The 19939-nt window shown below is 67.1% G+C and carries 15 protein-coding genes; 13 read left to right on the forward strand and 2 right to left on the reverse strand.

Annotated elements, in window-relative coordinates:
* The first annotated feature begins 92 nt into the window (after window positions 1-92).
* Window positions 93-1478 carry a TIGR03808 family TAT-translocated repetitive protein gene (locus VGN82_RS18365; protein WP_327528482.1) on the forward strand — a complete coding sequence of 462 codons (1386 nt, stop codon included), beginning with the start codon at window positions 93-95 and terminating at the stop codon, window positions 1476-1478.
* An 18-nt stretch (window positions 1479-1496) separates the two neighbouring features.
* On the opposite strand, the gene VGN82_RS18370 is transcribed toward VGN82_RS18365, so the two are convergent.
* Window positions 1497-2492 (reverse strand): asparaginase, encoded by a 996-nt coding sequence (locus tag VGN82_RS18370; RefSeq protein WP_327529177.1) that lies wholly within the window; start codon window positions 2490-2492, stop codon window positions 1497-1499.
* 176 nt (window positions 2493-2668) lie between these two features.
* On the opposite strand from VGN82_RS18370, the gene VGN82_RS18375 reads away from it, so the two are divergent.
* The 6 genes from VGN82_RS18375 to VGN82_RS18400 all read left to right on the forward strand — a co-directional run bounded on the left by VGN82_RS18375 (window position 2669) and on the right by VGN82_RS18400 (window position 10276).
* A complete protein-coding gene (locus tag VGN82_RS18375) occupies window positions 2669-3493 on the forward strand; it encodes an alpha/beta hydrolase (protein WP_327528483.1) in 825 nt (274 codons plus the stop codon).
* 105 nt (window positions 3494-3598) lie between these two features.
* Window positions 3599-3835, forward strand: a complete 237-nt coding sequence (locus VGN82_RS18380; protein WP_038361355.1) for an Lrp/AsnC ligand binding domain-containing protein — start codon at window positions 3599-3601, stop codon at window positions 3833-3835.
* 271 nt (window positions 3836-4106) lie between these two features.
* On the forward strand, window positions 4107-6404 hold the full coding sequence (locus tag VGN82_RS18385; protein WP_327528484.1) for an NADP-dependent malic enzyme: 2298 nt from the start codon (window positions 4107-4109) through the stop codon (window positions 6402-6404).
* A 60-nt stretch (window positions 6405-6464) separates the two neighbouring features.
* Window positions 6465-7571, forward strand: a complete 1107-nt coding sequence (locus tag VGN82_RS18390; protein WP_327528485.1) for an alpha/beta hydrolase family protein — start codon at window positions 6465-6467, stop codon at window positions 7569-7571.
* A 142-nt stretch (window positions 7572-7713) separates the two neighbouring features.
* The gene (locus VGN82_RS18395) at window positions 7714-9315 is read left to right on the forward strand and encodes a peptide ABC transporter substrate-binding protein (protein WP_327528486.1); all 1602 of its coding nucleotides are present in this window, start codon (window positions 7714-7716) and stop codon (window positions 9313-9315) included.
* A 103-nt stretch (window positions 9316-9418) separates the two neighbouring features.
* Window positions 9419-10276, forward strand: a complete 858-nt coding sequence (locus VGN82_RS18400; protein WP_327528487.1) for a D-amino-acid transaminase — start codon at window positions 9419-9421, stop codon at window positions 10274-10276.
* Between the two features lie 45 nt (window positions 10277-10321).
* Here the strand turns inward: VGN82_RS18400 and guaD are convergent, their stop codons facing one another.
* A complete protein-coding gene (guaD, locus tag VGN82_RS18405; RefSeq protein ID WP_327528488.1) occupies window positions 10322-11632 on the reverse strand; it encodes a guanine deaminase in 1311 nt (436 codons plus the stop codon).
* Between the two features lie 119 nt (window positions 11633-11751).
* Between guaD and xdhA the strand changes: the two genes are divergently transcribed.
* The 6 genes from xdhA to VGN82_RS18435 are packed head-to-tail and all read left to right on the forward strand — an operon-like array spanning window position 11752 to window position 19918.
* Window positions 11752-13224: a xanthine dehydrogenase small subunit gene (xdhA, locus tag VGN82_RS18410; RefSeq protein WP_327528489.1), complete on the forward strand. Its 1473-nt coding sequence runs from the start codon at window positions 11752-11754 to the stop codon at window positions 13222-13224.
* Window positions 13217-15559: a xanthine dehydrogenase molybdopterin binding subunit gene (gene xdhB, locus VGN82_RS18415; protein ID WP_327528490.1), complete on the forward strand. Its 2343-nt coding sequence runs from the start codon at window positions 13217-13219 to the stop codon at window positions 15557-15559. The genes xdhA and xdhB overlap by 8 nt, the downstream gene beginning before the upstream one ends.
* Complete coding sequence (xdhC, locus tag VGN82_RS18420; RefSeq protein WP_327528491.1) at window positions 15556-16410, forward strand: xanthine dehydrogenase accessory protein XdhC; 855 nt, start codon at window positions 15556-15558, stop codon at window positions 16408-16410. The genes xdhB and xdhC overlap by 4 nt, the downstream gene beginning before the upstream one ends.
* Entirely contained in the window at window positions 16394-17938 is a 1545-nt protein-coding gene (locus VGN82_RS18425) for an ABC transporter ATP-binding protein (RefSeq protein WP_327528492.1), read from the forward strand. Before xdhC ends, VGN82_RS18425 begins: the two co-directional genes overlap by 17 nt.
* Window positions 17931-18998, forward strand: coding sequence for an ABC transporter permease (locus tag VGN82_RS18430; RefSeq protein ID WP_327528493.1), 1068 nt, complete (start codon window positions 17931-17933; stop codon window positions 18996-18998). The genes VGN82_RS18425 and VGN82_RS18430 overlap by 8 nt, the downstream gene beginning before the upstream one ends.
* The gene (locus tag VGN82_RS18435) at window positions 18995-19918 is read left to right on the forward strand and encodes an ABC transporter permease (RefSeq protein ID WP_327528494.1); all 924 of its coding nucleotides are present in this window, start codon (window positions 18995-18997) and stop codon (window positions 19916-19918) included. The genes VGN82_RS18430 and VGN82_RS18435 overlap by 4 nt, the downstream gene beginning before the upstream one ends.
* Window positions 19919-19939 lie beyond the last annotated feature (21 nt).

Consider the following 19939-nt stretch of genomic DNA (forward strand, 5'->3'; position numbering starts at 1 on the left):
GAGAGGTGCGCAGCCGGGGCGGATAAGCCGCGCTCCGTACCGGAACGGCACAGCAAGCGCGGCATGCGGCTTGAACCGATCCGAACATGATGGTGGATTCGATCGCATTTTCGCGACGCAGCGTGCTGGCGACGGCCCTCTTCGGCACAGCCTCGCTCATGGTCGCTCCGGCCTTCGGGCAAGCGCGCGCCGCCGTGGCATCCGGCCCGCTCGGCCATCATGGCCTCGACGCCGCTCAGTTCGGCCTCCGCGCGGGCTCGCCCGACGACCAGTCGCGCCTGATGCAGAAGGCACTCGGTGAGGCCGCAAAGCGCGACGCACCGCTGCTGATCGGCCCGGGGCGCTACCGCATTTCCCGCATCGCTCTGCCCGATGGCGCGCGCCTGATCGGCGTTCCGGGAGCAACCCATCTCGTCGCCGCGCAGGCCGGCCCCCTCCTTCTGGGTCGTGGGCTGGGTCGGGCCGCGCTGTCAGGGGTGACCCTGGATGGTCTCGGCATTCGCGCTGCAGGGCGTGAAGGCCTGCTTGAGGCCGACGACGTCGCCGATCTCGGCATACGCGACTGCACCTTCATCAATGCCGGCTCGGTCGGTGTCGTCCTGAACCGTACCGGCGGAAGCGTCGAGACCAGCCAGTTCCGGATCATGCGCGAATCGGCGCTGTTCTCGCTCGACTCGCGCGGGCTCCAGATCGAGCGTAACCGGGTCGAAGATTGCGGCAACAACGGCATCCAGATCTGGCGCAGCCAGCCGGGTGACGACCGATCGAGCGTGAGGAGCAATCGAATCGACCGGATTCGAGCCGATGCCGGCGGCGACGGCCCCAACGGCAACGGCATCAGCCTCTACAAGGCCGGCGGGGTCATTATCGAAGGTAATTCCCTGCGCGATTGCGCCCTGACCTTCATCCGCAACAATTCCGGCTCCAGCGTGCAGATCCTCGGTAATCAGGGCAAGCGCTGCGGCGAATGCGGCATCTATTCCGAATTCGCCTTCGAGGGCGCCATCATCGCCAACAACCTGATCGAGGACTGCGCGCTGGGCGCCAGCATGACCAATCTCGACCATGGCGGGCGCCTGTCGGTCTTCGCCAACAACATCGTCCGCAATGCCCGCAAGGGCACCTATCCCGGCTTCAAGGACCCCGTCGGCGGCATGGGCGTGCATGTCGAGGCGGAGGCGACCGTCTCCGGCAACGTCATCGAGAACGCGAGCGACATCGGCATCTCGCTCGGCTGGTCCTGGGGCATGCGCAACCTCGTCGCGACAGGCAACATGGTGCGCAAGACCGGCATCGGCATCTCGGTTTCACTGGTGCCGAAGCAGCGCAACGCCACGATCGTGGGCAACACGATCTCGGAGGCGACGCGCGGCGCCGTCATCGGGACCGAGTATGGGAAGGTCGTGACCGGCGACCTGACCAGGGCCCCCGATGCGCGCGCGGCTGGGGTCCGCGTCGAGAACAACGCCGTGGGCTGAATCCGCGCCGGCCGCCTCTCAGCCGGCCGCCCTGACCCGCCCGACCTCGATGCCGTTCCAGTTCTTCATCACGCTCTCGCGCAGCGGCGCGAAGGCCGCCTGCTCCGCCTCGGTCATCGGCAGGAAGCGCGCGATCAGCGCGGCCATCGCCACCTCGGCCGCCCGACCGGCACCGTCGTCGCATTTCAGCGCGATGCCGTAGCCCAGTTCGGGCAAGGAGCCGCAATAAACGCCCTCGGCCCCGGTCTTGATGAAGATGCGCTCGCGGAGCAGCTCCATGGCGCGGGTATCGAAGCGCCCCGTGCCCGCGACCAAGAAGGGGTGGAGGGCTGCCGCCTTGCGGATGCGGGCCGCGGCCTGGGCACGCTCGGCTCTGAAGCCATGGCCAGTGCCGAAGCGGGCGAAGCCGAGGGCCAGCGCCCTCAGCGGCACCGCATAGGTCGGGATCGAGCAGCCATCGGTGCCCATGCGGTCGGCCGAATGCACAGCACCCGTCACCTCCTCGAGCGCACCCCGCACCGCCTGCTGGACCGCGTGACCCGGCTTGATGTAACCGGCCGGGTCCTCGTCGAGACCGCAGGCGAGGCAGACGAAGCCGGCATGCTTGCCGGAGCAGTTGTTGTTGAGCGCGCTCGGCTCCTGCCCGGCCTTGGCGATGGCGCGTGCTGCGGCCTCGTTCATCGGCCAGTGCGCGCCGCATTCGAGGCAACCGGCTTCACGTCCGGCCTTCCTGAGCATCGCGAGCGATGTTTCGGCATGGAGCGGCTCGCCGGAATGCGAGGAGACGGCGAGCGCGATTTCCTGATCGGTGAGTCCATAGCGATCCGCAGCGCCGCTTTCGAGCAGGGGCAATGCCTGGATCGCCTTGACCGCCGAGCGCGGAAAGACCGGACGATCGATGTCGCCGGCGGAGAATACGACGGCGCCATCGGCATCGATCACGAGGGCGGCGCCGCGATGGCGCGACTCGACCGTGTCGCCACGGGTCACTTCGGCGAGGATCGGGTTTTCCATCATCGTCTCCATCGGCTGCGCCATGCGCCGGACGCGCAGCCTTGTGCCGCCCGGTGCTCGACCTGTCAAAAGCCATGGCGCAAACTGGGCGCAACTGTCATGAGCATTGCATATGCCCACATCGGGGAAGCCTGTGTGCAGCAGGCATGCCGGAGCCAGGCAAGCCGGAGTCAGACGTGTCACCCGATTACGAGACCGAATACAACAACCGCGCCCGCGTCCCGGAGCATCCGGAGATCATCGCCGGCTGGGCAAGCGACGCGGCCGCCTATCGCTCGGAGGCGGTTTGCGAACTCGGCGTCCCCTATGGCGAGAGCGAGCGCCAGCGCTACGACCTGTTCAAGCCCGAGACGGCGCGCAGCAACGCAATCGCCATGTTCATCCATGGCGGCTACTGGCAGGCGCTCGACCGCAGCTTCTTCTCGCACATGGCGCGCGGGCTGAACCAGCTGGGCGTGCCCGTCGCCGTGGTGGGCTACGATCTCTGCCCGCAGGTCGAGCTCGGCCATATCGTCTGGGAGATTCAACAAGCTGCCGCATCTCTTTGGCAACGCTACCGTTTGCCGATCGTCGCGGCGGGGCACTCCGCCGGCGGGCATCTCTCGGCCTGTGCTCTCGCCACCGACTGGAAGAACGTCGATCCCGAACTCCCCGAGCAGCTCGTGCCGGCCGCCTATGGCATCTCCGGGCTCTACAATCTCAAGCCCCTGACGGAGACCAGCATCAACGGCGCGTTGAAGCTGACGACCGAAGCGGCCGAGCTCGAGAGCCCTCTGTTCTGGCCGGCCCCCGCGCGTCTGACCATGGACGCGGTCGTCGGCGGCGCCGAGAGCGAGGAGTATCTCAAGCAGAGCCGCCGGATCACCGATGTCTGGGGCCTGGAGGGCGTGCGCACGCGCTATGAGGAGATCGCTGGCGCAAACCATTTCACGGTCATCGCCGGCCTCGCCGAGCCCGAGAACGCGATGACCCGCCGGATCGCAGAACTCGCCGGCGCTTGATCTCATCCTGCCGGAGGCTCTATCCAGTGGCCGAGAGCATCGGCCCGAAACGTAGCGCCCGGTTTTTCGGGCAAGCCGATGCGGCAAGACGTCCCGGAGTTCCTGATGCAGACCTTCTTCGTCGAGATCAAATGCAAGCTCGGCAAGACCTATGAGGTCGCCAGCGAACTCGCCGACCGCGAGATCGCCTCCGAGATCTACTCGACCGCCGGCAATTACGACATCCTGGCGAAATTCCATGTCGCGGCGGACGTCGATATCGGCCATTTCGTCGCGCAGAAGGTGCAGTCGATCCCCGAGATCGCCGACACCCACACGATCATCACCTTCAAGGCCTTCTGAGCGGAAGCTGCCCAGCCCGGGCCGCGGCGCCAGACGGCGCGATGCCGGATTGGCGAGTCGCGGGAATCGCTTACCAGCGTTTGCTGAGATGCGGATTCCGCTGCTTCACAGATCGATTCAACGCAGCCGCTCCGAGCGTCCGCCAGGCCGACCGACCCCCCGCTCGCATCGCTGCCTGCGATTAAAACAAGTTCTGCGCTTGACGACCTCCCCTCATTCGCGCGACCTCCGCTGCTCCTGGCATTGAGCCGACGCCGCTGGAGCCGCCGCGATGAAGAGCAACCTGTCCCCCGATCTCCGTTCGGGCGCGCTCGTCTATCACCGTGTTCCCCGCCCAGGTAAGCTTGAGGTCCAGGCGACCAAGCCGCTCGGCAACCAGCGCGACCTGGCGCTCGCTTATTCGCCGGGTGTCGCCGCCGCCTGCGAGGCGATCGTCGACGATCCCGGCCAGGCCGCCGAGCTGACGTCGCGGCAGAACCTCGTCGCGGTCATCACCAACGGCACGGCCGTGCTCGGGCTCGGCGACATCGGGCCGCTGGCCTCGAAGCCGGTGATGGAGGGCAAGGCGGTCCTGTTCAAGAAATTCGCCGGGATCGACTGCTTCGACATCGAGGTCGAGCAGAAGAACATCGAGAAGTTCGTCGAGGTGGTCGCAGCGCTGGAGCCGACCTTCGGTGGCATCAATCTCGAGGACATCAAGGGCCCGGAATGCTTCGAGATCGAGGAGCAGCTCAAGGCCCGGATGCAGATCCCGGTCTTCCATGACGACCAGCACGGCACGGCGATCATCGTCGGCGCCGCGATCCTGAATGGGCTCGATCTCGCCGGCAAGAAGATCGCCGACGTCAAGATCGTCGTCTCCGGCGCGGGCGCGGCGGCGCTCGCCTGCCTCAACCTGCTGGTCGAACTGGGTGCCCAGCGCAAGAACATCTGGGTCACCGATCTCGAAGGCGTCGTCCACAAGGGCCGCAACACCCTGATGGATCGCTGGAAGGAGGTCTATGCCCAGGAGACGGATGCCAGGACGCTCGCCGAGGTGATCCCAGGCGCGGACGTCTTCCTCGGCCTGTCTGCGGCTGGGGTCCTGAAGCCCGAGATGGCCAAGGCCATGGGCGACAAGCCGCTGATCCTGGCGCTCGCCAACCCCAATCCCGAGATCACGCCGGAGGACGCGCTCGCCGTCCGCCCGGATGCGATGATCTGCACCGGGCGGTCGGACTATCCGAACCAGGTCAACAACGTCCTGTGCTTCCCCTACATCTTCCGCGGTGCGCTCGACGTCCAGGCGACGACGATCAACGAGGCGATGAAGCTCGCGGCCGTGCGCGCCATCGCGGCCCTCGCCCGCGAGGCGACCTCCGACATCGCAGCCCGCGCCTATGGCGGCGAGGCCTCGACCTTCGGGGCGACTTCATTGATCCCGAATCCGTTCGATCCGCGCCTGATCATGCGGATCGCCCCGGCGGTCGCCCAGGCCGCGATGCAAACCGGCGTGGCACGCAAGCCGCTCGCGGACATGGACGCCTATCGCGAGCAGCTCTCGCGCTTCGTCTTCCGCTCCGGCTTCATCATGAAACCCCTCTTCGCCCAGGCAAAGGCGGACCCCAAGCGCGTGATCTATGCCGAGGGCGAGGATGAGCGCGTGCTGCGCGCCGCCCAGGTCGCGCTGGAGGAAGGCCTCGCGACCCCGATCCTGATCGGCCGACCGAGCGTGATCGAGACCCGCGTCAAGCGCTTCGGCCTGTCGCTGCGGCCCGGCGTCGATTTCGAGGTGATCAACCCCGAGGACGACCCGCGCTACCGCGACTACGTCCAGACCTATCTCGACATCGCCGGCCGGCGCGGCATCACGCCCGAGGCGGCGCGCTCGCTGGTGCGCACCAACAACACCGTGATCGCGGCGCTCGCCGTCGCGCGCGGCGAGGCGGATGCGATGATCACCGGCCTCGAGGGGCGCTTCATGTCCCGGCTGCGGCACATCAAGGACATCATCGGGCTGGCGCCCGGCGTCTCGGACGTCTCGGCGATGACGCTGATCATCACCAACAAGGGCGCCTTCTTCCTCGCCGACACCCACATCAAGCATGATCCAAGCGCCGAGGAGATCGCCGACATGACGGTGCTGGCGGCGAGTCATGTCGCGCGCTTCGGCATCGAGCCCAAGATCGCGCTGCTTTCGCATTCGGATTTCGGCGCGGCCGACACGCCCTCCGCGCTCAAGATGCGCAAGGCTCTCGCCCTGATCCGCGACCGTGCTCCGGCGCTCGAATGCGACGGCGAGATGGAGGCCGATACGGCGCTGGTCGCAATGGTGCGCGAGCGCGTGCTGCCCTCCTCGACGCTCAAGGGCGTCGCCAACGTGCTGATCTTCCCGAACCTCGACGCCGCCAACATCGCCTATCAGTTCGCCAAGGTGCTGGCGGACGCGCTGCCGGTCGGCCCGCTCCTGATCGGTGCAGCCAAGCCTGTGCATATCTTGACCGGCTCGGTGACGGCGCGCGGTGTAGTCAACATGACCGCCGTCGCCGTCGTCGAGGCACAGGAGCGCGCCGCGGCGGCGGCCGGTTGAGCCTATCGTACGGCTGAAAGAGGACAGGCTGAAATCCTGACGAGGGCTGGGGAGGTCTCGATGATGGTTGCGCGGTTGCTTGCGCTTTTTGCTGTCATCGCGTGCTGCCTCGCGCCGCTCGATCCCGTGCAGGCGCAGGAGCCTCTGCGACAGGAGGACACTTTCCTGCGCATCAAGGTCGACCGGCGCGATGTCAGGCTGGAAGCCCTGATCGTCAGGCCGGAAACAGAGCAAGGCCGGCTGCCGCTGGCCTTGATCACGCACGGCAAGTCGTCGAGCAGCATCAGCATGGGCGATCTGCGCGCCTCGTCCTATGCCACCGTCGCCCGCGATTTCGCGCGGCGCGGCTGGCTCGCCGCCGTCGTGATGCGGCGCGGCTTCGGCCAGTCGGACGGCCCCTTTCCTGGTTCGAGTTCCTGCGAGAAGCTCGATCTCGGCCAGCGCTTCAACACGGATGCCGATGAGCTCGAAGGCGCGCTCAAGGCCTTGCAGCTGCGGGACGACGTCGATCCGGAGCGCGCCATCGCCATCGGCGAATCCGCCGGCGGCGCGGCGGTGCTGGCCCTGGCCCAAAGGAAGCCGGCAGGCCTGCGTGGCGTCGTCAATGTCGCCGGCGGATTGAATATCGAGAACTGCGTCGACAAGGGGCAGAATGCGCTCGTCGACGTGGTCAAGACCTGGCAGAAGCCTGGCGCGCCGCCGCAGCTCTGGATCTACGCCAGGAACGACGAGCTGTTTCCGCCTTCGCTGGTCGACCGGATGCGCGCGGCGGCGCTCGATGGCGGCGGTGACGTGCGCTTCGTCGACCTCGCGGAAATCAAGCCGAAAGGGCATCTGATCTTCCGCCACGGGCAGGCGCGCTTCGTCTGGCTGCGCGAGATGGACGCATCGCTGCGCGCCTGGAAGTTGCCGACATGGTCGCCGCAGCGGGCGCGGGAGCTCTATGCCAAGCTCGGGCTGACGACACGCGCCGAGTCGTTCGAGCGCTATTTCGCCGCACCGGGTGAAAAGGCGATGGCACTGAGCCCAGGCCGCAAGCAGTTTCACTACTGGTTCGGCACGACCTCGCTCGACCGCGCCAAGGAGAATGCGCTGCGCGATTGCGCAAAGACAGCAACGGACTGCGTCGTCGCATTCGAGAACGACCGATCCGTGCTGCCGGATTGAGGCGTAGGCGGGACTTCTAGCTGCAGCGCTGGAATGAAGCCCGGTACCGATCTTTAAGCCTTGGCAGCGGCCGAAAGCCGGGTTCTACTTCGCCCGTCGGGCGTCGCTTCGTCGCGATTCCCGGCCCGAAGCGGAGGCTTCCATGCTCGACGTCAGGCGCCTTGCCGTCACGTTGACATTTGCCGCCCTGCTGGCTGTTGCGAGCACGGCTGCGGCCCTCTCCCAGGGCGTGTTCCACCGCGGCAACGATGCCGATCCGGAAACGCTCGATCCCCACAAGAGCTCGACGGTCGCGGAGGCGCATCTGCTGCGCGACCTTTCGGAAGGGCTGGTGATCCACAGCATGAAGGGCGAGGTCGTCCCCGGCGTCGCCGAGAGCTGGACGATGAGCGAGGATGGCCGGACATGGCGCTTCGTGCTGCGCGACAGCGCACGCTGGTCGAATGGCGATCCGGTCGCGGCGGCGGATTTCGTCTACTCGTTCAGGCGCATGCTCGACCCGCAAACCGGTGCGAAGTACGCGAACATCCTCTATCCCATCCTCAACGCCGAAAAGGTCCACAAGAGCAGCGACGGAGCCAAGCCCGAGGATCTCGGCGTCCGAGCAATCGATGCGCGCCATCTCGAGATCACCCTTGAGCGGCCGACGCCCTATTTTCTCGAGCTCCTGACGCACCAATCCGCCCTGCCGGTGCATGCCGCCACGGTCGAGCGCTTCGGCCGGGACTTCGTCAGGCCCGAGAACTGGGTCTCCAACGGCGCCTATGTGCTGAAGGAGATGGTCCCGAACTCGCATATCAGGCTGGACCGGAACCCGGCCTTCCATGACGCCGCCAATGTCCGGATCGACACGGTGATCTACTATCCCGCCGCGGACCTCGCGGTGGCGGCACGACGTTTCCAGGCCGGCGAGCTTCACCTGACGACGGACATCCCGGCCGATCAGATCGCGGTTCTGCGCGCCAAGCTCGGCACGCAGGTCAAGGTGGCGCCCTATCTCGGCACCTATTTCCTTGTCCTCAACACCCAGAAGCCGCCCTTCGACGACGCGCGTGTTCGGCGGGCGCTGTCGCTGGGGATCGACCGCGAATTCATCGCGCAGACAATCTGGGCCGGCACCATGCTGCCCGCCTATGGAGTCATTCCGCCCGGAATCGGCAATTACGGCGAGCGCGCCGAACTCGACTTCAAGATGGCGTCACCGCTCGAGCGAGAGGACGAAGCGAGGCGGCTGCTGGCCTCTGCTGGCTTCGGACCGAGCACGCCGCTGCGGCTGGAACTGCGCTACAACCAGACCGACAACAACCACCGCACGGTCCTCGCCATCGCCGAACAGTGGAAGGCGATCGGCGTCGAGACGTCGCTCTTCAGCGCGGACAGCCGGGCGCATTTTGCCCATCTGCGCGATGGCAGCGATTTCGACGTCGCCCGCTATGGCTGGATCGGCGATTATTCCGATCCGCAGGACTTCCTGTTCCTGTTCCAGAGCGACAATGCCGGCTTCAACTTCGGCAAGTTCGCCGATCCGCAGTTCGACATGCTGATGAAGCTTGCCGCCGAGCAGACGGACCTCGCCAAGCGCGCGGCGATCCTGCGCGAGGCCGACAGCATCATCGCCCGCGAACAGCCCTGGATTCCCGTCCTGCACTATTCGACCAAGAACCTGGTCTCGCCGAAGCTCGCCGGCTTCGAGTCGAATCTGCGCGGGGCGATCCCGACCCGGTTCCTCAGCCTGAGACCGTAAAAAACGCCGGGGCGGCCCGCGTCGCCGAAGGGCATTCACGCTCGCACCCGCAACTTGTCTCGGCTAGTAAGGGTTGCTTCAACCTGCTGACGAGACCCGATCGATGAGCCGCATTGTCTATGTGAATGGCGCCTACCTGCCGGAAGAGGACGCCAAGATCTCGATTTTCGACCGCGGCTTCATCTTCGGCGACGGCATCTACGAGGTCTCGGCGGTGATCGGCGGCAAGCTCGTCGACTGCGAGGCGCATCTGGCCCGGCTGGAGCGCTCCTGCGGCGAGATCAGCCTCGCCTTGCCCTGGTCGAAGGCAGAGCTGGTCGCGATCCATGAGGAGCTGATCAAGCGCAACGACCTCGACGAGGGCGGCATCTATCTGCAGGTCTCGCGCGGCGCGTCCGATCGCGACTTCGCTTTCCCGAAGGATGTGCCGCCGACGCTCATCATGTTCACGCAGGCCCGCAGCTTCGTGAACGCGCCGACGGCCAAGACCGGCATCAAGGTCGTGTCGACGCCCGACCTGCGCTGGGCCCGCCGCGACATCAAGAGCGTCAACCTGCTGGCGCCCGTCCTCGCCAAGCAGTTCGCCGCTGAAAGCGGCGCACAGGAAGCCTGGCTTATCGAGGACGGCGTCGTGACCGAAGGCGCCTCCTCGACCGCCTGGATCGTCAAGGGCAAGACGCTGATCTCGCGCCCCCTCTCAAACAAGGTGCTGCCCGGCATTACCCGCAAGGCCGTGCTCGCCTTCATCGCAGAGAGCGGCTTCACCTTCGAGGAACGCGAGTTCACGCTGCAGGAAGCACTCGACGCCGAGGAGGCCTTCATCACCTCCGCCACCAGCCTCGTCATGCCGGTCACGACGATCGATGGCCATACGATCCACAACGGCGCTCCGGGCCCGGCCGCCCTGCGCCTGCGCGAGATCTATGTCGATTTCGCCCGCAAGGGCGGCGTGCTGGGCTGAGCGACCGGTGATGTTCAACAAAATTCCAATTCGTTGAACATCACGTCATTCCGGGGCTGAGACCCGCTCCCCCATCACATAGGTCGCGACAACGTTGCGCTCGTCGCCGAGGGTGACCAGCACGAACAGTTCCTCGGCCAGATCGCGCGCCGTCTCGAGCCGGTGCGCCATCGCGCGCTGGGCCGCAGGGTCGAGTACGACGATATCGGCCTCATGGCCGGGCTCGAGCGAGCCGACCAGATGATCCAGCTTCAACGCTTCGGCATTGCCGAGCGTAATCGCATGCAGGGCCGCGAAGGCCGAGAGCGACTGCCCCTGCAACTGCAGCACCTTGTAGGCCTCCGACATCGTCCGCAGCATCGAATAGGAGGTGCCGCCGCCGATATCGGTCGCGACCGCGACCGGCACGCCCTCGGCTCGCGCCCTCGCCCAGTCGAACAGGCCGGAGCCGAGGAAGAGGTTCGAGGTCGGGCAGAACACCGCGACCGCGCCCGTCTCGGCAAAGCGCCGCCATTCCCGGTCGGTCATGTGGATGCAATGGCCGAGCAGGCTCTTCGGGCCGAGCAGACCGAATTGCTGGTAGATGCCGGCGTAGTCGCCGGGCTCGGGATAGAGTTCGTTGGCGAAGGCGATCTCGGCCCGGTTCTCGTTGATGTGGGTCTGGACGTGGCAGTCGGGGTGCTCGGCCGCGAGCCGACCCGCCGCCGCCATCTGCTCCGGCGTCGACGTGACAACGAAGCGCGGGCTGATCGCGTAGAGTTGCCGGCCCTTGCCGTGCCAGCGCTCGATCAGCGCCTTCGAATCGGCATAGCCGCTCTCGGCCGTATCGGTCAGCGGCTCCGGCGCGTTGCGATCCATCATCACCTTGCCGGCAACCATGCGGGTGTTGCGGCGCTCGGATTCGCGAAACAGCGTCTCAGCCGATTGCGGATGGACCGAGCAGTAGATCACCGCCGTGGTGGTGCCGTTGGCCAGCAGTTCGTCCAGCAGGAAGGTGACGAGCTTTTCGGGATGGCCCTGCTGGCCGAGCTTCTGCTCCTCGACGAAGGTGTAGCGGTTGAGCCAGTCCATCAATTGCGCGCCATAGGAGGCGATCACCTGGGTCTGCGGCATGTGCAGATGCGCGTCGATGAAGCCCGGCATGATGAGGTGCGGGCGATGATCGACGATCTCGACACCCGGCGGCAGCCCGGCCAGCAGGTCCGCCACTTCGCCGACCGCGCGGATGATGCCGCGCTCGATGACGACCAGCCCGTCCTCGACATAGCGATGGGCGGCCTCGCCCTGTTCCTGCGGATCGGCGACAAACCAGAGAAGGCGCCCCCGCAAGGCGCGAATGACGGCGGTTTCGCTCACGAGGCTTCGGACTCCGGCTTAAATTCACATCACATCTGCACCAAATCAAAGCTTCCGGCCAAGCGGCGATCGTGCCTAATCTGCGGGCATGATGCATGGTTCTGGGAGAGGCGAGCCGAATGCGTGAGACGCTTCGCTTCATCCTCGGCGACGAGTTGGTCGAGATCGCCGGCTGCGATCCGACGCTGACGGTGCTGGACTGGCTGCGCCTCGAGAAGCGCATGACCGGCAGCAAGGAAGGCTGTGCCGAGGGCGATTGCGGCGCCTGCACCGTCGTGGTCGGCCGGCTCGATCGCGGCCAGCTGCGCTACGAGGCGATCAATGCATGCATCCGCTTTCTGCCGACGCTGGACGGCTGCCATCTGCTGACAGTCGAACATCTGAAGGGCCGTGACGGCACGCTGCATCCGGTGCAGCAGGCCATGGTCGATTGCCATGGCTCGCAATGTGGTTTCTGCACGCCGGGCTTCGTGATGTCGCTGTTTGCGCTCTGGCTCAACGAGGACGCGCCGGCGGTCTCCCGCATCGAGGATGCGCTGGCGGGCAATCTCTGCCGCTGCACCGGCTATGAGCCGATCATCGCCGCGGCGCAGCGGATGTATCGGCTCGGCGACCGGGATCGCTTCGCTCCCGATCGCGATACGATCGCGGCGCGGCTACGTCGGCTCGCGGACCAGGAAACAGTCTCGCTCGCAGGCCCGGTTGGCCATTTCCTGGCCCCGGCGACCGTCGAGGCGCTGGCCGAGCTCGTTATCGCGCATCCGCAGGCGACGCTGGTCGCGGGCGCGACGGATGTCGGGCTCTGGGTGACGAAGGGCATGCGCCGGCTCGATCCGGTGATCTATCTCGGCCGGATCGAAGCCCTGCGCGCCATCGAGGACCGGGGCGACCATCTGCGGATCGGTGCGATGGCGACGCATGCGGAGGTTCGCCCCGTACTCGCCGCCCTCTCCCCCCAACTCGACGAGCTGCTGCGCCGTTTCGGCGGCGAGCAGGTCCGCAATGCTGGCACGGTCGGCGGCAACATCGCCAATGGCTCGCCGATCGGCGACCTGCCACCTGCCCTGATCGCGCTGGGGGCGAAACTCGTCCTGCGTCGAGCCGACAGCGTGCGAACGATCCCGCTGGAAGCCTTCTTCCTCGACTATCGCAAGCAGGACCGGCGCGCAGGGGAGTTCGTCGAGGCCGTGATCGTGCCGAATCTGCCTTCGGATGTGCTGTTCCACATTTCGAAGATCTCGAAGCGCTTCGACGAGGATATCTCGGCCGTCTGCGGCGCCTTCCTGCTGAGCATCGGCGACGATGGGCGGATCGCGGAGGCGCGTCTGGCCTATGGCGGCATGGCCGGCATCCCGAAGCGCGCGGCCGCCGCGGAGGCGGCGCTGGTCGGCCGCGCCTGGGATGACGCCGCAGTGGCAGCCGCCATCGCCGCCCTCCCCGGCGATTTCACGCCACTCAGCGACATGCGAGCCTCGGCGGGGTATCGTCTTGCCATCGCCGGCAATCTGCTGCGGCGCTTCCTGATCGAGACGACGCAGCCGCGGGTCGAGACCCGGGTTGCGGGCCTGCTGGCGGAGGCGGCTCATGGCTGATGCACGCAAGCGGCTTGAGATCGAGGCTGCCGCCGGGCCGGTCGGCGCGGCACGCATTCATGATTCCGCCGCGCGCCATGTCGCGGGAGAGGCCTTCTATATCGACGACATCGCCGCGCCCGTCGGCTTGCTGCACGCCTATCTCGGCCTCAGCCGCATCGCTCATGGCAAGCTGATCTCGCTCGATCTCGAAGCGGTGCGCGCTGCGCCGGGCGTGCTGACCGTGCTGACGGCTGCCGATATTCCCGGCGCCAACGACATCTCCTCGACGCATCGGCATGACGAGCCGGTCTTCGCGACCGACACGATCCTGCATCATGGCCAGCCGCTCTTCGCCGTGGTCGCCGAGACGCGCGAGGCGGCGCGACAGTCCGTCACTCTCGCGAAGGCGGTCTATGACGAGGCGAAGCCGCTGCTGGACGTGGCAGCGGCTCGCGCGGCTGGCGGCGCGCTGGTCACCGATCCGCTGAAGCTCGAGCGCGGCGATATCGCGGTCGCGCTGGCGGCCAGCCCGCGTCGGCTGAAGGGCTCGATGGAGATCGGCGGGCAGGAGCATTTCTACCTGGAAAGCCAGATCGCGCTGGCCATCCCCGGCGAGGAGGAGGACGTGCAGGTCTTCTCCTCGACGCAGCATCCCAGCGAAGTCCAGCACATGGTGGCGCAAGTGCTCGGCGTCGGCTCGCACGCCGTCACCGTCGAGGTCCGGCGCATGGGCGGTGGCTTCGGCGGCAAGGAGACGCAGTCCAACCTTTTCGCCTGCGTCGCGGCGCTCGCCGCCCGCAAGCTGAAGCGTCCGGTGAAGCTCCGGCCCGACCGCGACGACGACATGATGATCACCGGCAAGCGCCATGATTTCGTCTGCGATTACGAGATCGGCTTCGACGACGAGGGCCGCATCCATGCTGTCGATGCTGTCTATGCGGCACGCTGCGGCTGGAACGCCGACCTGTCGGGGCCGGTGACCGACCGGGCGCTGTTCCACATGGACAACTGCTATTTCTACCCGGCGGTGCGCGCCCGGTCCGAGCCGCTGCGGACGAACACGGTCTCGAACACAGCGTTCCGCGGCTTTGGCGGGCCACAGGGCATGGTCGGGGCCGAGCGCTTCATCGAGGAGGTTGCCTTCGCGACCGGACTCGATCCGCTGGAGGTGCGCAAGCGCAATCTCTATGGCGGGCTGGGGCGCGACGTGACGCCCTATCACCAGACCGTCGAGGACAATATCGCGGGCGAGGTGATCGAGCGCCTGGAGCGGGCCTGCGACTACCGCGCCCGGCAGGCGGCGATCCGCGAGGCGAACGCGACGAGCCCGGTGATCAAGCGCGGCATCGCGCTGACGCCGGTCAAGTTCGGCATCTCCTTCACCGCGACCTGGTACAATCAGGCCGGTGCGCTGGTACATGTCTACACCGACGGCACGGTCGCGCTGAACCATGGCGGCACCGAGATGGGCCAGGGGCTCTACGTCAAGGTTGCGCAGGTGGTGGCGCAGGCCTTCGGCATCGGCCTCGACCAGATCAAGATCACCGCGACCACCACTGGGAAGGTCCCCAACACCTCCGCGACCGCCGCCTCCTCCGGCTCCGATCTCAACGGCATGGCGGCGCTCGACGCCTGCGAGACGATCAAGGCTCGGCTCACCGCCTTCGCCGCGGCGAAATGGAGCGTCGATCCGGCGGAAATCGCGTTCCTGCCCGGCCGCGTGCGGATCGGCACTCAGGAGATCGGCTTTCCGGAGCTGGTTGGCGCCGCCTATATGGGCCGGGTCCAGCTCTCGGCCACCGGCTTCTACGCCACGCCGAAGATCCATTGGGACCGCAAGGCCGGACGCGGCCATCCGTTCTACTACTTCGCCTATGGCGCGGCCGCGGCCGAGGTCGCGATCGACACCCTGACCGGCGAATACAAGGTCGAGCGCGTCGACATCCTGCATGATTGCGGCCAGTCACTGAATCCAGCGATCGACAAGGGCCAGATCGAGGGCGGCTTCGTCCAGGGCATGGGCTGGCTCACGACCGAGGAACTGGTCTGGGACGAGAGGGGCGTGCTCAAGACGCATGCGCCCTCGACCTACAAGATCCCCGTCGCCTCGGACCGGCCGCGCATCTTCAACGTCGCACTGCTGCAGGACGCGCCCAATCGCGAGCCGACGATTCACCGCTCCAAGGCCGTCGGCGAGCCGCCGCTGATGCTGGCGATCTCGGTGCTGCACGCCCTCTCTGACGCCGTGGCGAGCGTCGGCGGGCACAAGACCTGCCCAAGGCTCGACGCGCCGGCGACGCCGGAACGGGTGCTGGCCGCGGTGGAGCGAATGCGCGCGGAGGCAGGACCATGAGCCTCTCCGCCTTCCTGGCCCGCAACCTCCGCGACGGTGCGATCCTCATTCGCATCGAGAACGCGCGCGGCTCGACCCCGCGCGAAGCCGGCGCGGCGATGGCTGTTACGGCGACCGACACCGCGGGTACGATCGGCGGCGGGCAGCTCGAATTCCATTGCATCGACATCGCCCGCGACATGCTGGCCGCGAGCGAGCGCAAACGGGATCTCGACATCCCGCTCGGCCCGCAGATGGGGCAGTGCTGCGGCGGTCGCGTCATGGCTTCGCTGAAACGCGCTACGGCGGCCGATCTCGCCATGATCGCCGCTCGAGAGAAAGCCGACGCCTCCGCCCGACCCGTCGTCCAGATCTTCGGCGCGGGGCACACCGGACGAGCGCTCGCGCAGGCGCTGGCGCCCCTGCCCTTCGCGACGACGCTGATCGACGATCGCGATGGCGTTCTCCAAGGCCTGCCCGCCAACATCACCAGCGTCCGGATGGCGGACCCCGTTCGCGCCGTGGAGGCTGCAAAACCGGGATGCGCCTTCGTCATCCTCAGCCATAGCCACGCGCTGGATTATCGGCTCGCGGAGGCCGCGCTGGCGCGCGGCGATGCAGCTTACGTCGGGATGATCGGCTCGGCGACGAAGCGCGCGCGGTTCGAGGCGAGCTTCCTGCGCGATGGCGGCCGCCCCGAGACGCTCGCCCGCCTGACCTGTCCTATCGGCGGCTGCGATGTGGACGACAAGCGCCCGGAGGTGATCGCAGCCTTGACGGCAGCCGAGCTGGTGCGGAATTTGCTCCGCGGATCAAAGGCTTCGGGGGAAGCCGTAACGGGGAGAGCAGCCACCCATGACGCAACCGCCTGACCAGACGGTTCGCCCAAGGCTGGCCCTGTCGCACATCTCCAAGAGCTTTCCCGGCGTGAAGGCGAACGAGGACATCAGCCTCTCGGTCCGCCCCGGCGAGCTGCATGCCCTTCTCGGCGAGAACGGTGCCGGCAAATCGACGCTGGTCAAGATCATCTACGGCGTCCAGCAGGCCGACGAGGGCGCGATCGCCTGGGATGGCGAGACTGTCGCGATCCCCTCCCCCAAGGCTGCGCGGAAGCTCGGCATCGGCATGGTGTTCCAGCATTTCTCGCTGTTCGATGCGATGACGGTGATCGAGAATATCGCGCTCGGGTTGGACGAGACGGTCGATCGCGAGGAACTGAAGCGGCGCGTCGCGGCCATCCTCGAAAGCTATTCGCTGCCGCTCGACCCCGAGCGCGAGGTTCACACGCTCTCGGTCGGCGAGCGCCAGCGCATCGAGATCGTGAGGTGCCTGCTGCAGAAGCCCAAGCTCCTGATCATGGACGAGCCGACTTCGGTGCTGACTCCGCAGGAGGTCGACAGGCTGTTCCTGACGCTGCGCCAGATCGCCTCGGAAGGCTGTGCGATCCTCTACATCTCGCACAAGCTGCATGAGATCAAAGCGCTCTGCGAGACCGCCACGATCCTGCGCGGTGGGCGGGTCGTCGCGACCTGCGATCCGAGGGTCGAAAGCACCAAGCGCATGGCCGAACTGATGATCGGCGCCGAGTTGCGCCAGATCGAGCGAGGTGCAGGCCGGAGTGCGGGGGCCGTACGACTCTCCGTCACCGGTCTGTCGCTCGCCGGTGAGCCGCCTTTCGGCACCGCCTTGCGGGAAATCGGCTTCGAGGCGCGGGCCGGCGAGATCCTTGGAATCGCCGGCGTCGCGGGCAACGGCCAGTCGGAACTGCTGACGGCGCTGTCGGGCGAGCGATCGGCCTTGCGACCGGATGCGATCGTGCTCGACGGCAAGCCCGTCGGTTCCATGGCGGCGGGGCCGCGCCGGGCTCTCGGCCTCGCCTGCGTTCCCGAGGAGCGCAACGGCCACGCCGCGGTGCCAGATTTCTCGCTCGCAGACAATGCTGTGCTGACCGCTCGCCACCGCCTGCCGCTGACGCCGCTCGGCTTCATCAGCACCGGCGACGTCAAGCGCTTCGCCGACTCCGTCATCAGGCGTTTCGACGTGCGCACGACCGGCACGGCCGCGCTCGCCCGCTCGCTTTCCGGCGGCAATCTGCAGAAATTCATCATGGGCCGCGAGATCGGCCAGCAGCCTGGCGTGCTCGTCGTCTCGCAGCCGACCTGGGGCGTCGATGCCGGAGCCGCTGCCGCGATCCGGCAGGAACTCGTCGATCTGGCGGCCAAGGGCTCGGCCGTCGTGGTGATCTCGCAGGACCTCGACGAATTGCTCGAACTCGCCGACCGGCTCTGCGTCCTCAACGAGGGCCGGCTCTCGGCGCCGCGCCCGGTCGCAAGCCTCGGCATCGACGAGATCGGCCTGATGATGGGCGGCGTCCACGGCGCGGAGGCGGCGCATGCTTGAATGGCGCCGCCGCCGCGAACCGAGCACCGCAATGCTCTGGCTTAGCCCGCTGATCGCCATCGCCCTTACGATGCTGCTCGGCATGATCGTCTTCACGGCGATGGGCTATGACGGCTTCCACGCGGTCGAGAGCATCTTCCTGACGCCGTTCCTCGAACCACAGCGCTGGGCGGATCTCGGCGTGAAGGCCGCGCCGCTGGTGATGATCGCGCTCGGCCTCGCCATCGGCTTCCGCGCCAATGTCTGGAACATCGGCGCCGAAGGGCAATACATCATGGGGGCAATCGCCGGCACCGGCGTCGCACTGGCGACCCATGGGATGACCGGATGGTGGATCCTGCCGGCCATGGCGCTGGCCGGCATCCTCGGCGGCATGGCCTGGGCGGCGGTCCCGGCCTTCCTGCGCGTCCGGCTGCAGGTCAGCGAGATCCTGACCAGCCTGATGCTGACCTATGTCGCCGTTCAGGGCCTGTATTATCTCGTGCGCGGACCGTGGAAGGATCCGGACGGTTTCAATTTCCCGCAGACCAAGATGTTCAGCGCCGACCAGACCCTGCCGGCGATGATGGAGGGCTCGCTCGTCCATCTCGGCATTCCCGCGGCGCTGCTGATCGCTGTCGTCGCCTGGCTGCTGATGGAGAAGACCACCGCCGGCTACGCGGTGAAGGTCGTGGGCCTGGCCCCCGCGGCCGCGCGCCATGGCGGCTTCAGTGCAGACAAGGTGACCTGGGCGACGCTTCTGGCAAGCGGCGGGCTTGCCGGCCTCGCCGGGCTGTTCGAGGCGGCCGGCCCCTTCGGCCAGCTGACCCCGCAATTTCCGGTCGGATACGGCTTTACCGCGATCATCGTCGCCTTCCTCGGTCGCCTGAACCCTCTCGGCATCGTCTTCGGAGGTGTCGTGCTGGCGGCGACCTATGTCGGCGGCGAGATCGCCCAGACGACGGTTCGGCTGCCTCAGGCGGCGACCGGCATGTTCCAGGCGCTACTGCTCTTCATGCTGCTCGCGACCGATGTGCTGGTGAAGTACCGGGTCGCGTGGCGGTCGAAAGCGTTGCCATGACCAGTGCCATCCTCGTCTCGATCTTCATGACCCTCGTCGCGGCCTCGACGCCGATCCTGCTGGCGGCGCTGGGCGAACTCGTCACCGAAAAGGCCGGCGTGCTCAATCTCGGCGTCGAGGGGATGATGCTGTGCGGCGCGGTCGCGGGCTTCGCGATCGCTTTCAGCACCGGCAACACCGGGCTCGGCCTCCTCGCGGCCATCGTCGCCGGCGTTGCGACGGCGATGATCTTCGCCGTGCTGACGCTGTCGCTGACGGCCAATCAGGTGGCGACGGGCCTGGCCCTGACGATCTTCGGCATCGGCGCATCCTCGCTGATCGGTGCAGGCTTCGTTGGACGCACGATCATGCGCCTCGGGCCGGTGTTTCCGGCGGCGCTGTCGGAACACCCGCTGCTTCGCGCCGTCTTCGGCCATGACATCGTCGTCTATCTCTCGTTGGCGCTGGTGCTCGGCGTCAGCCTGTTCCTGCGGAAGACGCGGGCGGGGCTGATTCTGCGCGCCGTCGGCGAGAACGACGCCTCGGCCCATGCGATCGGCTATCCGGTGATCGCCATCCGCTACGGTGCCATTGCGTTCGGCGGCGCGCTGGCCGGGCTGGGCGGAGCCTATTTCTCGCTGGCGCTGACGCCGATGTGGGCGGACAGGCTGACCGCCGGCCGCGGCTGGATCGCGCTGGCGCTGGTCGTCTTCGCCGCATGGCGGCCGGGCCGCCTGCTGCTTGGGGCCTATCTGTTCGGCGCCGTCATGACGCTGGAACTCCAGGCCAAGGCGGCGGGCGTCACCTGGCTCGCCCCCGAGATCCTGGCGATGGCCCCCTACCTTGCGACGATTGCGGTTCTGACCATGATGTCGCTAGGACGAAGGACCGGCCGGCTCGACGCGCCGGCCTGCCTCGGCAAGCCTTTCTCGGCGTCCTGACGCCGTCCACCACAAGCGGGA

Source organism: Allobosea sp. (assembly GCF_035999205.1).
Taxonomy (GTDB): domain Bacteria; phylum Pseudomonadota; class Alphaproteobacteria; order Rhizobiales; family Beijerinckiaceae; genus Allobosea.

Coding starts and splice junctions, on each gene's coding strand:
- VGN82_RS18370 (WP_327529177.1), bottom strand. CDS start 2,492: ATGGAAAACCCGATCCTCGCCGAAGTGACCCGTGGCGACACGGTCGAG.
- VGN82_RS18380 (WP_038361355.1), top strand. CDS start 3,599: ATGCAGACCTTCTTCGTCGAGATCAAATGCAAGCTCGGCAAGACCTAT.
- VGN82_RS18385 (WP_327528484.1), top strand. CDS start 4,107: ATGAAGAGCAACCTGTCCCCCGATCTCCGTTCGGGCGCGCTCGTCTAT.
- VGN82_RS18390 (WP_327528485.1), top strand. CDS start 6,465: ATGATGGTTGCGCGGTTGCTTGCGCTTTTTGCTGTCATCGCGTGCTGC.
- VGN82_RS18395 (WP_327528486.1), top strand. CDS start 7,714: ATGCTCGACGTCAGGCGCCTTGCCGTCACGTTGACATTTGCCGCCCTG.
- VGN82_RS18400 (WP_327528487.1), top strand. CDS start 9,419: ATGAGCCGCATTGTCTATGTGAATGGCGCCTACCTGCCGGAAGAGGAC.
- xdhA (WP_327528489.1), top strand. CDS start 11,752: ATGCGTGAGACGCTTCGCTTCATCCTCGGCGACGAGTTGGTCGAGATC.
- xdhB (WP_327528490.1), top strand. CDS start 13,217: ATGGCTGATGCACGCAAGCGGCTTGAGATCGAGGCTGCCGCCGGGCCG.
- xdhC (WP_327528491.1), top strand. CDS start 15,556: ATGAGCCTCTCCGCCTTCCTGGCCCGCAACCTCCGCGACGGTGCGATC.
- VGN82_RS18425 (WP_327528492.1), top strand. CDS start 16,394: ATGACGCAACCGCCTGACCAGACGGTTCGCCCAAGGCTGGCCCTGTCG.
- VGN82_RS18430 (WP_327528493.1), top strand. CDS start 17,931: ATGCTTGAATGGCGCCGCCGCCGCGAACCGAGCACCGCAATGCTCTGG.
- VGN82_RS18435 (WP_327528494.1), top strand. CDS start 18,995: ATGACCAGTGCCATCCTCGTCTCGATCTTCATGACCCTCGTCGCGGCC.